Below are 19890 nucleotides of genomic sequence, written 5' to 3'. Positions count from 1 at the left end.
GTGCTTATTATCCATACAAAGCATTTAAGAGTGATTCCCAACGCTTGGCATTTTTCATTCCATCGTTGGGTTTCGTGTTTACGGCACAATGGTTTAGTTTGGGTGGTAGCGTTGTTCACACCTTAATGCGGCTATAACACAAAATCAGGCTATTGCTCAAAATTGCTATTTGAACTATTATTTGTACATTAAATTGTACCATAGGGAGTTCAACATGAGCCGCATCCATTTTGATCAAGATATTCAGCCTTTGTCTGAATTTCGTGCTGGCGTGACGTCATTTATTAAACAGATTAACGAAACTCGCAGACCACTAGTTATCACACAACGTGGTAAGGGTGTTGCGGTTGTCCTTGATGTTGCAGAATATGAAGCAATGCAAGAGAAGATCGAGTTACTGGAAGAAATGCGTACTGCTGAAGCACAATTAGCTTCAGGTTTAGGTGTTTCCAATGAAGACGCTCGTGCTCAAGTATTGGGGCGCATTAAGAAATGAAAGTAGTCTGGTCACCACTAGCATTACAAAAGTTAGGTGATGCAGCCGAGTTTATTTCACTGGATAATCCAGTGGCGGCAGAAAACTGGGTTAATGAGGTTTTTGATAAAACTGATTTACTCTCAAGTATGCCTGACATGGGGCGAATGGTTCCTGAGCTGCCTCATACCAATTACCGCGAAATTTTGTTTGGTCACTATCGAATCATATATAGCCTCAGCCATGAAATTCGCGTCCTTACAGTACGAAATTGTCGTCAGATACTAACGGAAAGTGACGTGTAGCAATTGTGTTATAACAATCAATTTAAGAGGGATTCCCAACGCTTGGCATTTTTGCTTCTACTTCAAATTTAGTGTTTATGGCACAATGCTTTAGGTTGGGTGGAGGCGTTGTTCACCCCTTAATTGGGCTAGTTAGTTGCCCAGAGGAAGTAATCAATCCATTGGGAACTTTTGTTTCTGGTGGAGTACGCGCATAATTCGGATAATGTCGCCTTCGATCCAATAGGAGACGATCATTGAAATCTCAGGAATTATAAGTAATTGCCCACGAATGCCGTCTCTCTGTACACCCATTAGAGGCTGCTCAAGCAAGTTTTCTACTTTTGTTTCAATGAGGTTGTCAGCGTTTTCTGCCGCATCAGGGTTGAAGTCATAGATAAACTCAAAGATCCTTTCACGATCATTGAGTGATTCTTCTTCCCATAAAATCATTGCTTACCTCGATTACGTATTCTGGCTTTGCGTTCTTCCATTCGAGATTTAGCAGTTTGGTGTTCAACGAAAACGGATTCTCCTGAGTCAAACTTCTCAAATGCTAGGTTTACTTGTTCAGTTAGCCATGCATCGTGAGATAATGTTTGTCTTTGTTGCTCAGCGAGTTGCTCAGTAAGCTCACGGCAAGCACCACTCAGTGTGCGACCTTGGCTCTCAGCCATCTGTTGAGCTAGGCGTTTTGTTTCTTCATCAACACGAAATTGAATTCTAGTGTCCATGATGTATTCCTTTATTGGTGTGTGTACAAATGTTAGCACTCACCTTTGAGATGGGCAACTGACAAGCTACTATGGCGCCAATAACTAACTTTTGGTGCTATGTTTCATTGCACATAGTCTCATTTCTCATCAACCATTGCAGAACGTTAAATGATAGGTCACCACAATCTGTAGAGGAAAGTGCATTGAAGTTAACCAATAAACTCGTACGTTACCCGCACATTGATGTTGATCGTGCGTTTGAAAAAGAAGCTGAATTATTGCAGCAAATTCAGGCGGGTGAGATTGGACAAGCCTTAATGCTGTGGCAAGCAAAAACGCCGACACTCGTTTTGCCCGCAGGTAAAAAGTGGCCTGTGACCGTAGAGTCTAGAAAACAACTCGCGGCACAAGGTTGGCAACTCACCTCACGTAAAACAGGCGGCGCTCCCGTTCCCCAACTGCCGGGGATCATTAACTTATCGCACATTTAACATTGGCCTCGTGATGAAGCCTACAACATCCACAAAGCGTATCTACATCTGTGCAATATCTTAACCCTGTTTTTTAAAGAACTGGGTATCGATGTGGATGTACACGCGACTCCCGGTTCTTATTGCGATGGTGATTACAATCTCAATATCAACAAACAAAAAATAGTGGGTACTGCGCAGCGTGTTTTGCTTAAACAAGGGGGCGGCCAAATTGTACTTTCGCAAGCCTGTATCTTGTTGGATGTCGACTTAGAGAACATCGTTGCACCCGTAAATTTTTATAATCAAGTTTGTGGCAATCCAACCGTGGTGGACGCGCAAGTTCATACTCCGTTGTCCGCACATCTGACAACTCTACCCAACGTAGACTCACTCTTTCAGCAGTTAAGCCAAGCTTTCATCAAGCATGCGTGATACCAACCTTTCGTTAACGCCATGCTAATTTGTCGGATGGGTTGAACTTAAGGCGGTGAGAACTTTATAATGTTACTTGTAACATAATAAAGAGTTCAAATAGTTATGACAGAACAGCAGAAGAAAACTCGAACCACACTTCAAGATGTTGCAGACAAAGTGGGGGTCACAAAGATGACCGTCTCTCGTTACATGCGCAATCCCGATTCAGTCGCAGCCAAAACTCGCGTTAAAATTGCAGCGGTTATTGAAGAGATGGGATACATCGAAAACAAAGCGCCAGCTATGCTCTCTAAATCGTCGAGTAAAGCGATCGGTATCTTGCTCCCTTCGTTATCAAACCAAATCTTTGCCGCGTTTGTTCAAGGTATCGAAACGGTTACTAAAGAGAATGGCTACGAGACGTTGCTTGCTCACTTTAGCTATGATGCTGTGGAAGAAGAGGAAAAGATTGCTTCGCTGCTTTCGTATCAAGTTGATGGGTTGATATTGACGGAAAGCCACCACACCCCCCGCACGTTACAGATGATCAAGAATTCAGGTGTTTCTGTTGTTGAAACGATGGAACTCCCAACCAATCCGATCGATATGGTTGTTGGCTTGGACCATATTGATGCTTCTTACCATGTCGTGAAGCGAATGATTGAAGCTGGTAAACGCTCTATTGCTTACTTTGGCGCTCGATTGGATGCGCGAACCAAGTTGCGTTTGCAAGGCTATGACAAAGCGATGTATGAGGCTGGATTAGAGCCTAAACACGTGTTGACTGAACAGCACTCTAACTTCTCTTTGGCTGAAGATCTGCTTGATCGCGCTCTTGCGGATTACCCAGATCTAGATGGCGTGTTCTGCACCAATGATGACATCGCGATAGGTACCTTGCTCATTGCCCAGCAACGTGGAATCCAAGTGCCGCAACAGTTATCTGTGGTGGGCTATAACGCGTTAGATATCGGTCAAACCATACGCCCAAAACTGACTAGCGTGGATACGCCACGTTATGAAATAGGTAAGAAAAGTGCCGAGCTACTGCTTGCCCGATTGAAAGGTGAGCCAGTTACGGAAACGGTAGTGGATATGGGCTATCGCATCACGGATGGCGAAAGCGTTTAACCAAGTATCGTGGAAACTGAAAGGGGCATCGAAATGATGCCCCTTTTGCTTTTACATTTAAGCGATGACACAGCTAGACGATAAAACTCGCCCCTTGTTCTGCACTCGAAACGCTTTGGCGCATCACGCTAAATAGGTTGCGCCCCATGGTTTGCTGGTTAGCGTCTGCCTCAAATACCTTCGCTTGGCGAGATTGCATGTCGTTGAGGTTATTGAGTTCGCCACTCGCGCAATCTAAGCGCAGGATATCGCCTTCGCAAACAAGCCCAATAGTTCCTCCTCGAATGGCCTCTGGTGAGACATGAATCGCGGATGGGATCTTTCCTGAGGCTCCAGAAAGGCGCCCATCAGTAACCAGAGCCACTTTAAACCCTTGTTTCTGAACATTACCTAGAATCGGCATGAGCTTATGCAGTTCAGGCATACCGTTCGCAGCTGGTCCATTATTTATCACCACAACAATGCAATCTTTGTTGAGCTCACCTCGTTGATACGCAGCTTCTACCTTATGTTGGCAATCAAAAACTACCGCAGGTGCTTCGATAACGCGTTGCTCTTCTGCAACCGCTGACACTTTAATCACTGCGTTGCCAAGGTTCCCTGAAAGGACTCGCGTTCCGCCTGTGCTTTGGAATACCTGTTCTTGGCCTGCAATTACCTCTGCATCTGCCGACTGTTTGCACTTTTTCCACGTTAGCTTTCCATTTTCAAGTTCTGGAATACTCATTTGATCTTCAAACGAGCCAAAGGTAGGTGTGACATCTCGGTGCAGTAAGTTGGCTTGATCTAAACGGCGTAACAGCGCGGGAACTCCTCCTGCCGCTTGGAACGCATTCATATCTGCTGGGCCGTTGGGATAAACTCGAGCAAGTAAAGGCACCACATCGGATAGATCGCTGATGTCTTGCCAAGTCAGAATAAATCCTGCTGCGCGTGCTACTGCGACCATGTGAATGCTGTGGTTAGTGCTGCCACCTGATGCGAGTAGGGCAACAATGCCATTGATTAAGCTTTTAGCGGTAAAGACTTCAGAAAGCGGGCGGAAGTTTGCGGCTTGTGGTGTCATTGAAGCAATTTCAATGGCGGCATGCTGAGTGAGTGATGCGCGCAATTTAGAGTCAGGATGAATAAACGCTGAGCCCGGAAGCATCAGCCCCATCGCTTCAAATACCAGCTGATTGGTATTGGCTGTGCCGTAAAAAGTGCAGGTGCCCGCTGAGTGATAAGCGTTGCACTCCATATCCAGTAAGGCACTTTTTCCTACCTTACCAGCCGCGTATTCTTGGCGAATATGTACTTTCTCATCATTGCTGATGCCCGTTGCCATCAAGCCCGCCGGAACAAAAGCGGTGGGTAGATGTGCAAAAGAGAGCGCGCCCATCAGTTGTCCTGGAGCTATCTTGTCGCAAATACCAAGTAATAGGGTTGAATCAAACACGTTGTGACTCAGTGAAAGAGCGGTCGATTGAGCAATCAAGTCCCTTGAAAACAAAGACATATCCATGCCTGGTTGCCCTTGAGTTACCCCGTCGCACATCGCAGGAACACAGCCTGCTACTTGAGAGGTGTGGCCGAACTTAGCTAACGCCTTTTTGATCTGATCTGGATAGTGTTGATACGGCTGGTGAGCGCTTAACATATCGTTGTAAGAGCTGATTAACGCCACATTGGATTTAGTGAGATCAAGAATCGAGCGTTTCTCATCGGAGCAAGAAGCTGCGACAGCATGAGCCAAGTTGCCGCAAGAAAGCCCTTTACCACCTTTGCCAGCAGAGGCTTGGTGTTGGGTTCGGTTTAGAAACGCTTCATGAGTCTCTTTGCTTCGTTCAATTAATCGTTGAGTCACCGCTTGGATGGTTGGAAGGGTCATGCTGTTTCTGCCTCATCAGTCATTGAAAGCACAATCGCAGCACAGTCCACAACGTCATCAATATCGCCATCAATGCTGATGACAACCGTATCTGGCTCGTGATCGGGTCTTTCTAATGTTTCGAACTGGCTTTTAATCATGTTCTCTTTCATGAAGTGGCCTTGGCGCTGACGCATTCGATGCAAGATCAGGTCAATGTTGCCATCTAAAAAGAGAAAGGTGAGGTTTTTGTTCCCTTCGCGAATTTGGTCGCGGTACTTCTTCTTCAACGCAGAACACACAATAATGCCGTGCTCATTTTTACTTTCTAGGCTGTACGCTGCATCACGAACGCGTTCCAGCCATGGAATGCGATCATCATCATTAAGAGGTTGGCCTGACGCCATTTTTTGAATGTTTGCTCGAGGATGAAGGTCGTCACCATCAATGAACTTACGCCCAAGTTTTTTTGCCAACTGCTCGCCTATCGTGCTTTTCCCACAAGCACTGACACCCATGACGATGACACTACTACCAGCCATAACTCAATCCTCTTAACAAATTTGCGCGTGATCTCAATTTTGAACATCGCTTGTAAATATGGCTTTATCTTATAAGCGTTACCGGTAACATGTTACCGGTAACTTAAGGAAGTGTGATGAAGGACACAAAACAACAATTCACAACAATTGTGATTGTTTTTGCATCCTATTGACGGAAAATTAGTCACATCTCACTATATTCGCGTTTAAAAATCACTGGAAAGAGATCTTTGGGGGATAAAATGGCCAACGATTACCGCGCAATTGCGAAATCTGTTGTTGAGCATCTTGGGGGCAAGACAAATGTGGCTGCCCTAACACATTGTATGACTCGACTACGATTCGTTTTACACAGCCAAGATGGCGTCGATATTAACAAGCTAAAAGCACTGAAAGGTGTGATGGGTGTTGTTGATAATGGAGACAAAGTACAAGTTATCATTGGTAACGAGGTATCGTATGCATACAAAGAAGTGATGGCGCTTTGTGAGCTATCCACTGTATCTGAGTCAGAGGTTCCTGCTAAAAAAGAGAAGCTAACGGCTAAGTCAATTGGTGCGAAAATGTTGGACGCACTGGTTGGTACCATGTCGCCTCTTATCCCAGCAATCATTGGCGCTTCAATGGTCAAACTGCTCGCCATGGTACTTGAGATGCTGGGCTGGGTTGAGCCAAATGCACCTACCTTGATTATCTTGAAAGCGATTGGCGATGGCGCCTTCTTCTTCCTACCGGTTATGGTTGCCGCTTCCGCATCGATCAAATTCAAGACCAATATGTCTCTTTCCATTGCGATTGCCGGTGTCTTAATCCACCCGAACTTTATGGAATTGATGGCGCAAGCAGCAGAAGGCAAGCACGTTGATTTCTTCGGTATCCCAATCACGTCAGTGAAATACACCTACACGGTTATTCCTGTACTTGTGATGACTTGGGCTCTTTCTTACATAGAACGTTGGGTAGATAGCATTACCCCTGCTGTGACTAAAAACTTCCTGAAACCTATGCTTATCGTATTGATTGCAGCTCCGGTTGCTATCGTACTTATCGGTCCATTTGGTATTTGGGTTGGTACTGCACTTTCAGCGCTTGTTTACACAATTCATGACACATTAGGTTGGTTGTCGGTTGCTATCATGGGCGCACTGTGGCCTCTACTTGTTCTTACTGGTATGCACCGTGTATTTACTCCAACGATTATTCAAACCATTGCTGAGACGGGTCGTGAAGGTATGGTTATGCCTTCAGAAATCGGTGCCAACCTCGGTATGGGTGGTGCGTGTCTGGCTGTTGCTTACAAAACCAAAAACAGCGCACTAAAGCAGACATCATTAGCCGCAGGTGCTTCAGCTATCTTCGCCGGTATCTCTGAGCCTGCATTGTACGGCGTGCTTGTTCGTCTGAAACGTCCACTTATCGCAACAATGATTACTGGTTTTATCGTAGGTGCATTAGCGGGCATGGGTGGCCTTGCGAGTCACTCGATGGCAGCACCAAGCTTGTTTACGAGTGTTCAGTTCTTCGATGTGAATGACCCAATGAGTATCGTTTGGGTGTTCGGTCTGATCGCATTGTCTATTGTTCTGTCATTTGTTCTAACCCTAGTTTTAGGCTTTGAAGATGTTCCAGAAGATGATGCCGATGAGAAAGCAACTTCAGAGTCAGCAAACAAAGAAGCTGGTAAGGCAGAAGACAAGCCGACAGTAGTGTCCGCGTCTTAATTAGAATTGATTAATTTATTCAGTCACCTTACTTCAGCGTAAGGTGACTTTTATTGTTTCCGAGGTATTCGATGTCAAACATTCAATTTCCCGAAGATTTCTTATGGGGCGGCGCTATTGCTGCAAACCAGTCTGAAGGCGCTCACTTAGCGGGTGGTAAAGGCCTAACAACCGTAGATATGATCCCTTATGGTGAGAACCGCATGCCAATTAAGCTTGGTCAGGTTGATAAGGTGACGCTCAGCGAAGACGAGTTCTACCCAAGCCATAACGCGATAGACTTTTATCACCGTTACAAAGAAGACATCGCCTTGCTGGCAGAGATGGGATTTAAAGTCTTCCGCGTATCCATCGCTTGGAGCCGAATCTTTCCAAAAGGTGACGAGCTAGAGCCGAACCAAGCTGGCTTAGATTTTTACCGTGATGTTTTTGAAGAGTGTAAGAAATACGGTATTGAGCCGCTCGTTACCTTGTGCCATTTCGATGTGCCTATGCACTTGGTCAACGAGTATGGTTCGTGGCGTAATCGTAAGATGATTGAGTTCTTTAGCCGTTACGCGAGAACCTGTTTCGAAAACTACAAAGGCTTGGTGAAATACTGGTTAACTTTCAACGAAATCAATATTTTACTAGCGAGCCCGTTTTCTGGTGCTGGATTGTTGTTTCAGGAAGGCGAAAATCACGATCAAGTGAAGTACCAAGCAGCTCACCATGAGCTAGTAGCAAGCGCTTTGGTAACCAAGATTGCCCATGAAGTTGATGAGCAAAACCAAGTGGGTTGTATGCTGGCGGGCGGTAACTTCTATCCATATTCATGTAAGCCAGAAGATGTGCTGATGGCTATGGAAAAAGACCGCGAGAACCTGTTCTTTATCGATGTTCAATCGCGTGGTTACTACCCATCTTATGCTCAAAAAGTGTTTGATAACAAAGGTGTGGTGCTTGAAACACAAGATGAAGATTTCGAGATTCTAAAGAACACCGTCGATTTCATTTCTTTCAGTTATTACGCTTCACGCTGTGCTTCCGCTGATATGAATGCAGGAAATACGAGTGCAGCGAACGTCGTTAAGTCCATCAAAAACCCTCATCTTCCAGCAAGTGATTGGGGCTGGGTCATTGACCCTACAGGTCTTCGAATTACGATGAACACACTCTATGACCGTTACCAGAAACCACTTTTCTTGGTAGAAAATGGCTTAGGTGCTCGTGATACCTTGGATGACAATGGAGAAGTGAACGATGATTACCGCATTGATTACCTTCGTCAGCACATTGTTGCGATGCATGAAGCAATGGAAGACGGTGTACCATTGATGGGTTACACACCTTGGGGTTGTATCGATCTTGTTGCGGCGTCGACCGGAGAGATGAGCAAGCGCTATGGGTTTATCTACGTGGACAGAGACAACCTAGGCAATGGTACGTTAAATCGTATTCCTAAAAAGTCATTCCACTGGTACAAAAAAGTGATCGCAAGCAACGGCAGCGACTTGGCTTAATTTGTCTGTTTGATAATGAGAGAAATGAACAATGAAAACAATTGAACAGCGACTCAGAGATATTCGCATCGTTCCGGTGATCGCCATTAATGACGTTGCTCAGGCTGTGCCGCTTGCGAAAGTATTGGTTGAGAATGGTTTGCCTTGTGCTGAAGTGACATTTCGTACAGAAGCGGCAGCAGAGTCGATTCGTTTGATGCGTGAAGCCTACCCTGAGTTACTGATTGGCGCAGGTACTGTGCTGACTACAGAGCAGGTGGATACTGCCATTAATGCGGGTGTTGATTTCATTGTCAGCCCAGGTTTGAATCCAACAACAGTCAAATACTGTCAGCAAAGAGGGGTTACGATCGTTCCTGGAGTGAATAACCCAAGCTTGGTTGAACAAGCAATGGAAATGGGGCTTAAGACACTAAAGTTCTTCCCTGCCGAGCCATCTGGCGGTATTCCTATGTTGAAAGCGTTGACGGCTGTTTACCCGGTTAACTTTATGCCGACAGGCGGTGTAAGCCCAGCGAACGTTGAGTCTTACTTAGCACTGAAATCAGTCGTTGCCTGTGGCGGTACTTGGATGGTACCGACCGACAAAATGGACAAGGGTGATTGGGATGGAATCGCAGAATTAGTCCGAGCGGTCGGCTCCAGGTAGTTCGATAGAGAGATACATAGCTAGAAAATGAAAGGGCCAGCTGACACTGGCCCTTTTTGTGGCTGCTTCAAACGATGTAGAGGTTACTCGTTACCAAGCAAAGGTTTTAATGACGTTTTGCTTAGTGATTGGGTTATGCGCGATGTCTTGATTTATCTTATCAAGAAACGGCTTACGAGCCTGAGGCAACATGCCACGCATTGGTGAGATGTTATTGCCGTGGTCACCCCAGTAGTAGCAATCGAAATCTTCTAGGTTTTCGAGCAAGTATTTTTCTTCTTCCAGAATCTGCAATGGCGTTGGTAAAACAAACTCGCCACGGTTTACTTCTTTTTCCAATACCGATCCCGGTTGAACGGCTAAAGCCATTGGTGCAATCGCATCCGGCTGCATGATGTTCAGCAAGCTGGTGGTATTAATCGCATGCTCTATAGAACGCTCTTTGCCGCCAAGGCCAAAGATAAATGAAGCCAGCACCTTGATGTCTGCTTCACGGGCTAGGTTCATACCTTCAATTGCATGCTCACGCGTCATGCGCTTTTGAATGCGTTCAAGCACAATTGGGTCACCGGACTCCAAGCCAGAATAGGCCATGCTTAAACCTGCCGACTTAATCTCTTTTAATTCAGACAAGCTCTTACGACGGAAGTCATTGAACCCCGAATACAGAGAAATGTTCTTGCTCTCTGGGAAGGTGATCTTGATGTAATCCAGAATCGAAATCAGCATCTCGGTTCTAATCGCCATCACGTTACCATCGACCAAAAAGATAGATTCAACATGCGGGTAGATTTTTCTCGCCGCATCAATATCTTCAAAGATGTCTTTGATGTCTCTTACTTTGAAACGCTTATCATCAAACATCGTGCAGAAGGTACACTGGTTATTACTGCACCCCAATGTTGTCTGGATGAGTACGCTCTCTGCTTCCATCCAAGGACGATAAACTTTACCTTCAAAACGCATAAATGCTCCTCGGCCGTAGCCTGTGTTGTTTCGACGGGGGCAAGTTTAGCAATCTGCATCTTGGGTGATAATTGGGCAAAGCGGGGAATCAGTATTAAAGAAATCTTAATAATCGAAAGAGCGCGCAGTTCTTTGTCTGTATAGATAGAACTGCGGCTTGGATTGTGTGTGTGGTGGTGGGGGGGAGTGTTAGTGGTCGTTTTTTACTAATGAATGATCAGTGCGTAACGCACAGCTTTTCTTCGAGTAATTGATTAAGCACTGTCACCAGCTTGTGGTTCTTAGTGTTGTCTAATGCGTCGGCGTGCGGGTCTTTGAACAACCCAGAATCATTATCAAAATATTGACCAGAAGCGTTGGCAAACTCATCACTGAGCGCAGCACGACAAAGAATATCGGCTCCAATCGCAAGGTCGTTGCCATCAACGCCATAAGCATCTTTCACTAATTTACTACCAAGGAAAGAAGCTGGGTTTACAGGGATAATTGCGGTGCCTTTGTCTAAAAGAGTATTGGCTAATTCGATGGACCACATCGTTAGCGCCAGCTTACTTTGCGCGTAAACCGGACCATCAAGTTCGCCCGCATTCGGACTGATTAATGCATCTAAATCGACGGGTGCTTGGGCTGCTGAAGATAGGTTGACGATACGACCTGTCGCATCAAAAAGAGGAAGCAGCTTTTGTGTCAGTAGATACGGCGCAATGGTGTTTACGACAAAACGCACATCAAGATTGTCTGGAGTGGTGATGTCCGACACTTTATACACACCTGCGTTGTTAATGAGTATATCGAGTCGTTTGTGATCGCTTTTGATTTGGGTTGCGAGCGCCTCAACTTCAGAGAGCGTCGATAGGTCTGCGATGTAGCTTTCGATGATTGCATTCTTAGACAGGCGAGACAGAGCGGTCACGACTTTATTGACCTTAGCTGGGTTGCGGCCATGAATCAGAACATGGTGCCCTTGCTGCGTTAGTGCTTTTGCGGTCTCTAAACCAATGCCATCCGTGGCACCTGTGATCAGAATTATTTTTTGCATATTCCGTCCTTCAAAAAATAGTTTGAACAACTTTATAACAAAGATTAATGACACATAGTTGCATTTGGCTCACAAGCTGAAGACTCAAATGTGAGTCTATGGGGCAAATAATGACCATTTTAACACTTGGTGGGTAACCGTTGGCGTTTAACCATTAAGTAAGACTATGGGTCAGTTTGTGGCTGACCCAAATTAAGAGAAGTGACCGAGTTATTTGATGTCTTGAACGTTCATAACCAGAGTTTCCCAGTTACGTTGGTTTTCCATATCGTGCTCTAGGCCTTGCTCATCGGCAATTTGGAAGCGCTTAACCGCAGGTGTTTTGCTGGTGGCTTGATACAACCAGTAGGCCTCTGCTTTGAGTGCTTCGTCGATCGGTTTATCGATAGATTCGTACACCGCTTGCTTACATGCATTGATCGATTCGGCAGGGAATTGAGCGATTCGTTTGGCAAGAGTATCGACGTATTCGCCAATTTCATCCGGTTCTAGTGCCTTGTTGATGGTGCCGTATGCTTCGGCTTCGTCAGCATCAAAGTCTCGTGCACTCAAGACGATTTCGAGTGCGCGACCTAAGCCGACTTGGCGTGCCATACGTGATGCGCCGCCACCACAAGGAAGAATGCCCATGCCAACTTCCATTTGCATGAATTTGTATTTACCACGAGCCGCGAATCGCATGTCACATGCCAGTGCAAATTCGTGGCCTCCACCTCGAGCGAAGCCTTCAAGCTTGGCAATGGTGGCCTGTGGCAGTTTGCTGATTCTTTCGAGCACCACTTGTAGGTCGAGCAACTTCGCTTCTTCACGAGAAACGGCTTCTGTCGACATGTCTTTTAATAGATTGGTGTCGTAGTGACAGACCCAAACTTCAGGGTTTGCTGACTGAAATACCACGACTTTGATGTCACGATCGCGCTCTAGTCTCATTGCTAAACCATTGAGGTCGGCAAGCATCTCTTGCCCTTGAACATTCACAGTACCGAAGTCAAAAGTGACGGTAAGAATCCCATCCTCGGCTTGAGCTTTAAACGTTGTATAACCTTGATATGCCATTTCCATATTCCTTCTGAGAGATTTCATTTCAGCCTATTCAGTGTGAATGCGACCTAAATTCAGGCTAGCGAGGAATGTTCGAGCCAACAATTAACCATTAAACGAAACACTATTAACGAATTATTAAGAGTGTTGGCGAGTTTTGTAATTTCAATTTATTCAATGCCTTAGTTGTGTATTTTAACGTTGAAGGTATCTTGCTGATTCGATTGTCAACGAAATCTAAAAACTCATTCCTTGTTTGGTGCTCTTATCCTTTTCATTTAGCTTCGTATACTGCTCAACTAGGTAATTAGCCCCAAAGTACAGACAAGAGTAAACCGACCTATGCAGATGAGATCCGCGACTTTGAAAACCATTATTGAGAAAACACTGCCACTGACGCTGGGTGTGTTTGCGATCATGATGGTGCAATTGGTCGATTCGATCTTTATCGGTCAGCTAGGGGTGAATGAGTTGGCGGTTCACGGTATCACCTTGCCATTCCAAGCGGCGTTTACCGGTGTTCAAGTGGGCATCGGTGTCGCGGCAACGTCCATTATTTCTCAAGCGGTAGGGGCAAAAGAGCAACGTAAATCTACTTCAATTGCGACGTTGTCGGTCGGGTTTGGTGTCTTGGTGATTGCTTTGATCTGCATAGGGCTGATTGTTTTTAGCGATACTGTTTTTGCGTCGTTTGTGAATGATGTCTCCGAAGCTCAATACCAATCCATGCTGTCGATTTTTAATGTGTACTGGCCGCTGTGGCTGTTTAGTGCATTGATGGTGGCGGTGCTTTATCTGGCCACCTGCGTTTATCGTGCCAATGGCGATACTAAAACAACCGGCAGCATGTTCTTGGCTGCCAGTGTGATTAACTTAATTCTCGACCCTATTTTGATCTTTGGATTGGATATGGGCATTGCAGGGGCGGCGATCGCATCGAGCATTGGCTACGCATTAGGCGCAATCTACATGCTAATCAAGTCTCGCGGTAAAGGTTGGTTTGGCTTCAATGGCGCGTGCAGCACCCAAATCAAAGGCTACAGTTTTGAGTTATTCAAGACGGTAATGCCAACTACTGCGAATCAGATATTACCTGCGGTCAGCGCATTCTTCTCAATGCTTTTGATTGCGAGAATCGGAACTGATGAGATGGCTTTTTGGAGCTTACTCGCTCGTGTTGAAAGTTTTATGCTGGTGTTTTCTCTTGCTCTGACGATGTCCATACCACCTATGATTGGGCGTTACCTAGGGGCGCAGCAGCGATGCAAAATCCCTGAGCTATTGAATACAACTGCGAAGTTCTTATTGGTTTTCCACACTGCGATGGCAGCATTGTTGGCGCTGTTTAGTGGCTGGATTATTCCTGTGATCTCGGAAGAACAAAGCATACGCAGCTGGTTTGAAGTGACCTTGTTATTTATACCGTTCAGCTATGGGCCGCTTGGGCTTTGCATGTTGGTTGCGTCGGTGTTTAATGCCTTGGGTGTGCCGCGTAAAGCTTTGAATGTCTCTTTCCTACGCTTGTTTGTTTTCTACATTCCAGCGTTATGGCTCGGCTCTATAACCGGAGACATGATCAATGCGGTTATTGCTGCGACCGTCGCCAATGTTTTAGCAGGCGCTTTTGCATGGTTTAAGCTTAATGCCTATATTAAAACTCACATTATTCCCCGTGCCGCTGCGGCCAATAAGCAGCGTGTACTCAGCGCAGGCTAGCCATTATTGATGAACATTGAACATCTAAAATTGTTTGTGCGACTCGCGTCTACGCACAATATAAGTCAAGCAGGACAAGAGCTTGGGTTGTCACCTCCGGTAGCCAGTATTCATATCGGAAAGCTCGAAGAGAGCCTAGGTGCTCGTCTTGTGCATCGCACCACGCGGAAGGTCTCCCTGACTGAAGAAGGCATGGCATTTCTTCCTCATGCCAAGCAAATCCTTTTGAGTGTCGAAGCGGGTGTGGCCTCTGTCGGAACCGGTAATGAATTACCAAAAGGGGTGTTGCGAATATCTGCACCTTCTTCGTTTGGTCGCATGCATGTTATGCCTGCTCTGAAAGGGTTTTTGGCTAAGTATCCAGATCTGTCGGTGGACATTTCACTCAGTGATTCAATCGTCGATCTGGTCGATGGTGGCTTTGATGTGGCGATTCGTAATGCGGAGCTACAAAACTCAAGCCTGATCGCTCGTAAGCTCTCTACTGATAAACGTATTTTGTGTGCATCGCCAGAATATTTGGCGGGTCATGGTCATCCGAGAACACCAGAAGACCTCAAGCAACATCAATGCATCAATCAAACCGGCTTAGAAGGTTGGACGTTCGATACGCCAGAAGGCGATGTCACCATCAAGAAAAAAGGTGCTATCCGTGTTGATCACGGTGAAGCGGTAAGGGATGTGTGTGTCGATGGGCTGGGCATTGCCATGTGTGCGACTTGGATAGCATACAAGCAGCTCGCGGAAGGTTCGCTGGTCGAGGTGTTGCCGGATTACCCTTTAAAAGATGAGGCTGCGATTTGGGCGGTATACCCGAGTGCTCAGTTGCTTGCGCCTAAGGTTCGCGTATTTATCGACTACTTTGTTCAATATTATGGTTCACCTTCTTATTGGGATTGCGAAGTAAACGGGCAAACTCAGTAATCTATCAGCTTCAACAAATTATCAGTTTCATTAAGCTCTCAGCCTCAGTAAGAGAGCAAACGCAGTAGCGTTCAAGAAGCACTTATTGAGAACAAATAAGAAAGCCCCGACCAAAAGGTAGGGGCTTGTTTTATGTTCTTTATAGAACGTTTTTTCTAGCTTACTGCTGTTGTTTTATCTATTTAGCGTTTCGGACGTTTAATGCGCGTGTACCGCTGAATCTTGGTATAGCTCGACATCAACTTCTTCGCCTTTGTTTGGACGAGGAACAATCTCAAAAGAGGTGTCAGCTTCTGTCAGTGAAGACAGCAGTTTGTTAAGCGATGTTTTGTCACCTTTCACTCCTGCTTGTCCGTCTTCTAATAGTTTTCCTAGGCTTGTTTTCTTAAGTACGATATCAGACACGTCAGACTTATTGATGATCAGTGTTGTATCCGCATCTTGCAGCTCTGATACTTGGATGTTGTTCAGGTTGCCGTTAGACATCTCAACGTAGTAGAACTCTTTCACATCAGGCAGCTGAATATTCAACGTAAATGGTGTTTCTTGTGCCTTTAGCGAATCCACTTTAACTGCTAAGTAATCCAACAAGTTCTCAATGGTCATGTTAGCCAATACATCCGGAGATGCAGTTTTTGGTGCGCCCGGTTGTGTGCCAATACGAAGCTCTTGAGCGCCCGTTAGGTAGATGTTTCTCCAACCTGCACCTTCTGATTGATAACCCAATTGCTCGTAAGTATCTGCCAATAAGCCACGTGCAACTTTGTTCTCAGGCTCAGCTTGAATCACCTTATTCAGTGCTGTTGCAACGAAGCGGTATTCACCTTCTTGGAAATCTTGCTGCGCTTTTTCAATCACAGCGTCGCTGCCGCCCATGTACTCAACAAACTTCACCGATTCTGGCTCGATTGGTAATGGATTAAGGTTAGCCGGGTTCATGTCGAAGTAACCAAGGTACATGTTGTACACAGCACGAGCGTTGTGAGAGTAAGTACCGTGGTAACCATTGGTGTGCCAAGACTGTTGAATGCTGTCTGGCATTACCTTGTAAATCTCGTCACCGATGTCTTGTAGAACCACACCGTTATTGGCTAAACGAAGCGTTTGGTTATGAGTAAAACCGTAAGCGTCACGCTGCATTTTTAGGTAATCAGAAATCTCTTGTTCACCCCAGATTGGGGCTGAGTGAGACGCAAACAGTACTTCTGTTTCTTCGCCCCAAGTGACCAACATTTCGTTGATTTTCTTAGACCATTTCAAGCCGTCACGTACTTTAGCGCCACGCAGCGTGTACAGGTTGTGCATGCCTTGGTAGGTCAGTTCGCCAGTCCAAAGTGCTTTCATGCTGGGAATGTACGTCACCATTTCAGATGCCGCTTCGGTACCTGAAGCATCCATGAATTGCATTTCTAGGCCGTCGATAACCAGAGTTTCAATCTCTTCGTTATGGTTCAGCTCGTAGTCTGGCAGTACGTAAGTAATGCTACCGGTTGATAGACCTTTCGACAGTGCTGCATCCACAATACCGTGTTCATGTCGGTTCAGCGTTGCGCCATATTGATAAGCGGTACGACGAGACATTGCATTACCCGCCAATACGTTTTCGTCGACGATCTCTTTAGTAATGTTTTTCGAACCGTACACTTTTACATCTGGGTATGCGTCTTTGATTGCTCTTGCGCCACCAAAGTGATCAGCGTGCGAGTGAGAGTAAATCATTGCTACGACTGGCAGTTCGCCGCCATCAGGCACATTGTTTTTGAAGAATTTTAGAGATTTAGCGGCCGCTTCTTTGGTAAGAAGTACGTCATAAGCGATCCAACCGTTGTCACTACGAATGAAAGAGATAGACGCTAAATCCGCGCCTCGAACTTGGTAAACTTTACCCGGAACAACTTCATATAAGCCTTCTGCTGCTTGGTTCAATACCGCTTGGCGCCACAGTGAAGGGTTTACTGAATCTGGTGCTTGGTCTGCATTCGTCACACTTGGGTCGATAAAGTTAAAGCTATTGCGAATGATGTCGCCCGTCTCTTGGTCGAAGCTAGCAATAAGGCCCTTGTTGTTATTGTCGAAAGCGCGAGTGTCGGCAAAGTTAAGTGTTTTTGCGAACTCTTGGTTTGCCTTAGTCGTCATCTCGGTTGCACTTTTGCCACCTTGGTCGCCAATTTCGCTGAAGTGTGCGTGGTCATGGTTAGCTGCAACTGCAGGGAATACGAGCGAGATAGCTAGGAACAGTGATGCATTTTTGAACGTGCGTGAAGTCGTCATAAGAGCCTCTTCATTTCAGAATTTTGTTTCGTTGAGGCGATTATAGGAATAAGACATATAGCAAAAAATAAAGTAAGCTTTATTTAATACATCACGATTGGCTATGTATTGAATCATGCAATGGTTGGGCGACGAAGACGAATCCTGACCTATGATTGATTAAGACCACATTGACAGGGAGAGTAACGGTGAGCGACGTGGAAAAGTTGGATTTAAATCTATTGAGCGTGTTCTTAGAAGTGTATCGATTAAAGTCGATCACGCTTGCATCAGAATCGCTTGGTATGACTCAGCCTGGGGTTAGTGGGGCATTGAAGCGATTGCAATCTCAGCTTGATACCGACCTGTTTATTCGTGAAGGGCGTGGGATTATTCCGACTAACGCTGCGGTGCAATTGGCAGACCGAGTAGAGCCTGCTCTAGAAGGGATAAGCAGCGCAGTAAGCACTTTAAAGACATTTGATAATCAGCAGCATCATGTGTTTCGTATCCTGGTGAATGAGATTGGATTAACCAAGCTTCAACCTCTCGTCGAGCAAGATGAGACGTTGGGCAATATCTCGATTGAATTCAATATGGTGCCGAACAACGAAGAAGAATTATTGCAAGGCTTGAGCATGCAACAAGCTGATTTAGCGATTGATATCCATTACCCGCAAGTTAACGGCTACATGAAGCAGCCGATGATTGAAGATGAGTTGGTGCTGATAGCTCGAAAGGGGCATCCGAGAATCAATGGCTCTGTGACGCAAGAGCAATATTACAACGAAAAGCATGTTACTTTTAGAATGCGTCGAACCCGTTTATACACGGCAGATTATTTTACCAAGTCGCCACTGAAACAGAGAAAAGTGAGTGCCGAGTGTGACTCGCTGATGACCATGTGTGTGCTGGTATCGGGCTCAGATTGTGTCGGCAGTACATCGCGTGATTTTGCCAATCAATTTTCCGAATCCTTCCAGCTTCAAGTCCTTGATCAGCCGTTTGAAATCTTACCTATGCAGCAATACATGATTTGGCATAAAAGAACCGATTTGAACCCTGCTCATCAGTGGCTGAGAAACAAGATTCAGCAATATATGGCTGATTAACGAGCCGCTCTTGCTGCTCGTTTCTGTTTGGCGCTCTCTATCATCTTAGAAGGCGTCATTCCTGTCACCAACATGGTGCCGGTGATAACCAGAATTGAACCAACAATCGTATTGATGCCAATTGCTTCATCTAAGAATAAGTTACCCCATAGAATACCAAATACCGGAATGATGAAGGTCACGGACAGGGCTGAAGGTGCGCCGAGTTCAGAGACGAGATTGAAGTAAAGTAGATACGCTAACCCAGTACATACCGCGCCTAATAAGACAACCGATGTAGTGATCGTAACGTCGGGTGTTTCTCTCATCGGAATAAAGAATACAAACGGCAAAACCAGCAATACCGCAGCCCACATGCTGCCATGAGCATTGTTGAATGCCTCAACTTTAGGGGCTTGTTTGGTATAGTTTGACGCTATTCCGTAGCTAAAGGCCGCCATCACTGCTGCAAAGATAGGAAGCATAGCCTCACGGCCAATGTTCATCGCATCCCAACCGACTAACACGCCAACTCCTGTTACCCCAATCCCAAGTCCCAATAGAACTTTCGCCTCGAGTGCTGTTTTGGTCCATATTGCACCAATGATTGCCGCCCATATTGGCGCGGTAGAGTTCAAGATGGCGAGTGTCGAGGCGTTCAGTGTCTGCGCGGCATAAGCGAAAAGCAAAAAAGGAAGTGTGGTGTTAAACAGGCCGAGAATGAAGAAGTGTTTTGCGTGATCATGAAAAGAGAGCTTCTTTTTTAAATAGAAAGAAACTAAAAGCAGAGTAAGTGCTGCAAACAGAACTCGCGCTTCAATTAAGACTGCGGGCCCTAATGGATTGGCGGCCATTCTCATGAAAAGAAACGAGCCTCCCCATATAGCCGCAAGTAGTATCAGTTTTAAAAAGCTCACAGTTTGAATCTCAGATTGTGTAAAACCTGACTATGGAGGAAAGATAACTATTACACAAACATAGATGCCAATACTGTGCAGTTATGGACATAAAATCGAGCCCGTTAATCAGGAACAATTTCGATGAATTTCGTTCTGTTTATTGTTCCTTATTTGATGAGTAATCTAGCGTTAGACATCAAACTTAGGC

18 protein-coding genes and 1 pseudogene are annotated in these 19890 nt (G+C 45.6%); 10 read left to right on the top strand and 9 right to left on the bottom strand.

What is annotated here, in order from left to right; all coding sequences use genetic code 11:
- The first annotated feature begins 214 nt into the window (after positions 1-214).
- On the top strand, positions 215-496 hold the full coding sequence (locus tag AB4493_RS00445; protein ID WP_011080399.1) for a type II toxin-antitoxin system Phd/YefM family antitoxin: 282 nt from the start codon (positions 215-217) through the stop codon (positions 494-496).
- A complete protein-coding gene (locus AB4493_RS00440) occupies positions 493-780 on the top strand; it encodes a type II toxin-antitoxin system RelE/ParE family toxin (protein ID WP_017064044.1) in 288 nt (95 codons plus the stop codon). Before AB4493_RS00445 ends, AB4493_RS00440 begins: the two co-directional genes overlap by 4 nt.
- Before the next feature lie 153 nt (positions 781-933).
- On the opposite strand, the gene AB4493_RS00435 is transcribed toward AB4493_RS00440, so the two are convergent.
- Positions 934-1212 (bottom strand): type II toxin-antitoxin system mRNA interferase toxin, RelE/StbE family, encoded by a 279-nt coding sequence (locus AB4493_RS00435; RefSeq protein ID WP_017064043.1) that lies wholly within the window; start codon positions 1210-1212, stop codon positions 934-936.
- The gene (locus tag AB4493_RS00430; RefSeq protein WP_017059448.1) at positions 1209-1493 is read right to left on the bottom strand and encodes a hypothetical protein; all 285 of its coding nucleotides are present in this window, start codon (positions 1491-1493) and stop codon (positions 1209-1211) included. Before AB4493_RS00430 ends, AB4493_RS00435 begins: the two co-directional genes overlap by 4 nt.
- Before the next feature lie 185 nt (positions 1494-1678).
- On the opposite strand from AB4493_RS00430, the pseudogene AB4493_RS00425 reads away from it, so the two are divergent.
- Both AB4493_RS00425 and AB4493_RS00420 read left to right on the top strand, forming a co-directional pair.
- Positions 1679-2380: pseudogene (locus tag AB4493_RS00425) on the top strand (biotin/lipoate A/B protein ligase family protein).
- 105 nt (positions 2381-2485) lie between these two features.
- A complete protein-coding gene (locus AB4493_RS00420; protein ID WP_017059450.1) occupies positions 2486-3493 on the top strand; it encodes a LacI family DNA-binding transcriptional regulator in 1008 nt (335 codons plus the stop codon).
- 73 nt (positions 3494-3566) lie between these two features.
- Here the strand turns inward: AB4493_RS00420 and edd are convergent, their stop codons facing one another.
- On the bottom strand, positions 3567-5363 hold the full coding sequence (gene edd / locus AB4493_RS00415) for a phosphogluconate dehydratase (protein ID WP_017059451.1): 1797 nt from the start codon (positions 5361-5363) through the stop codon (positions 3567-3569).
- Positions 5360-5884, bottom strand: a complete 525-nt coding sequence (locus AB4493_RS00410; protein ID WP_017059452.1) for a gluconokinase — start codon at positions 5882-5884, stop codon at positions 5360-5362. Before AB4493_RS00410 ends, edd begins: the two co-directional genes overlap by 4 nt.
- A gap of 242 nt (positions 5885-6126) precedes the next feature.
- Between AB4493_RS00410 and ascF the strand changes: the two genes are divergently transcribed.
- From ascF to AB4493_RS00395, 3 genes are all read left to right on the top strand, one after another.
- Positions 6127-7605 carry a PTS cellobiose/arbutin/salicin transporter subunit IIBC gene (gene ascF / locus AB4493_RS00405; protein ID WP_017064040.1) on the top strand — a complete coding sequence of 493 codons (1479 nt, stop codon included), beginning with the start codon at positions 6127-6129 and terminating at the stop codon, positions 7603-7605.
- A gap of 71 nt (positions 7606-7676) precedes the next feature.
- A complete protein-coding gene (locus AB4493_RS00400; protein WP_017067568.1) occupies positions 7677-9107 on the top strand; it encodes a 6-phospho-beta-glucosidase in 1431 nt (476 codons plus the stop codon).
- A 31-nt stretch (positions 9108-9138) separates the two neighbouring features.
- The gene (locus tag AB4493_RS00395) at positions 9139-9756 is read left to right on the top strand and encodes a bifunctional 4-hydroxy-2-oxoglutarate aldolase/2-dehydro-3-deoxy-phosphogluconate aldolase (RefSeq protein ID WP_017059455.1); all 618 of its coding nucleotides are present in this window, start codon (positions 9139-9141) and stop codon (positions 9754-9756) included.
- A gap of 90 nt (positions 9757-9846) precedes the next feature.
- On the opposite strand, the gene AB4493_RS00390 is transcribed toward AB4493_RS00395, so the two are convergent.
- From AB4493_RS00390 to AB4493_RS00380, 3 genes are all read right to left on the bottom strand, one after another.
- Positions 9847-10722 carry a radical SAM protein gene (locus AB4493_RS00390; RefSeq protein WP_102320417.1) on the bottom strand — a complete coding sequence of 292 codons (876 nt, stop codon included), beginning with the start codon at positions 10720-10722 and terminating at the stop codon, positions 9847-9849.
- Between the two features lie 217 nt (positions 10723-10939).
- Positions 10940-11761: an SDR family NAD(P)-dependent oxidoreductase gene (locus tag AB4493_RS00385; protein WP_102320416.1), complete on the bottom strand. Its 822-nt coding sequence runs from the start codon at positions 11759-11761 to the stop codon at positions 10940-10942.
- Positions 11762-11971: 210 nt separating this feature from the next.
- The gene (locus tag AB4493_RS00380; protein WP_048609935.1) at positions 11972-12817 is read right to left on the bottom strand and encodes an enoyl-CoA hydratase/isomerase family protein; all 846 of its coding nucleotides are present in this window, start codon (positions 12815-12817) and stop codon (positions 11972-11974) included.
- Positions 12818-13144: 327 nt separating this feature from the next.
- On the opposite strand from AB4493_RS00380, the gene AB4493_RS00375 reads away from it, so the two are divergent.
- Together AB4493_RS00375 and AB4493_RS00370 are read left to right on the top strand one after the other, a co-directional pair.
- Positions 13145-14518, top strand: a complete 1374-nt coding sequence (locus AB4493_RS00375; protein WP_372123465.1) for an MATE family efflux transporter — start codon at positions 13145-13147, stop codon at positions 14516-14518.
- A 9-nt stretch (positions 14519-14527) separates the two neighbouring features.
- On the top strand, positions 14528-15442 hold the full coding sequence (locus AB4493_RS00370) for a LysR family transcriptional regulator (RefSeq protein WP_102540351.1): 915 nt from the start codon (positions 14528-14530) through the stop codon (positions 15440-15442).
- A gap of 198 nt (positions 15443-15640) precedes the next feature.
- Here AB4493_RS00370 and AB4493_RS00365 read toward each other — a convergent pair whose 3' ends face one another.
- Positions 15641-17713: an alkyl/aryl-sulfatase gene (locus AB4493_RS00365; RefSeq protein WP_372154352.1), complete on the bottom strand. Its 2073-nt coding sequence runs from the start codon at positions 17711-17713 to the stop codon at positions 15641-15643.
- Between the two features lie 188 nt (positions 17714-17901).
- On the opposite strand from AB4493_RS00365, the gene AB4493_RS00360 reads away from it, so the two are divergent.
- Complete coding sequence (locus AB4493_RS00360; RefSeq protein ID WP_017059462.1) at positions 17902-18804, top strand: LysR family transcriptional regulator; 903 nt, start codon at positions 17902-17904, stop codon at positions 18802-18804.
- Here AB4493_RS00360 and AB4493_RS00355 read toward each other — a convergent pair.
- Positions 18801-19700, bottom strand: coding sequence for a DMT family transporter (locus AB4493_RS00355; RefSeq protein ID WP_017059463.1), 900 nt, complete (start codon positions 19698-19700; stop codon positions 18801-18803). The two genes, AB4493_RS00360 and AB4493_RS00355, sit on opposite strands and share 4 nt — an antisense overlap.
- Positions 19701-19890: the final 190 nt, after the last annotated feature.

This window comes from Vibrio sp. 10N.222.55.A1 (assembly GCF_041473835.1).
Classification (GTDB): Bacteria; Pseudomonadota; Gammaproteobacteria; order Enterobacterales; family Vibrionaceae; genus Vibrio; species Vibrio crassostreae_C.
This window is presented reverse-complemented; position numbering and strand designations above follow the sequence as displayed.